Source organism: Paenibacillus sinensis (assembly GCF_019904155.1).
In the GTDB taxonomy this organism is placed as follows: Bacteria; Bacillota; Bacilli; order Paenibacillales; family Paenibacillaceae; genus Paenibacillus_AQ; species Paenibacillus_AQ sinensis.
The window spans coordinates 1-239 of record NZ_JAHCMB010000094.1 but is presented as its reverse complement, the minus strand read 5'-3'; the positions used below and the strand labels follow the sequence as shown (position 1 = coordinate 239).

The window sequence follows — 239 nt, the reverse complement described above, 5'->3', positions numbered from 1 at the left end:
TCCGGGTTTTCGTAGATGTTGCCAATAACTTTGTGATAACTCAATCCCATCAATAAATCGGGCAAAGCACCGCTAGTTCTATGAATTGCAAATCTTCCACTTGTAAACACAACACTTCCTATTACTTTTTTCATGCCGCTGAAGTGTCCAGACTCCGTATAACCTATCTCTTCAGATTCGATTATATCCCCCTCGTATATCTCCCGTCCGTTCAGGTCTTTAAGGCCGGTGTATTGCAT

At 42.3% G+C, this 239-nt stretch carries 1 protein-coding gene; it reads right to left on the bottom strand.

Annotation, left to right across the window (positions count from 1 at the left end; all coding sequences use genetic code 11):
* Positions 1-239 (bottom strand): YopX family protein (locus tag KIH86_RS10630; RefSeq protein ID WP_223110454.1); only part of this gene is annotated, 239 nt, incomplete at both ends.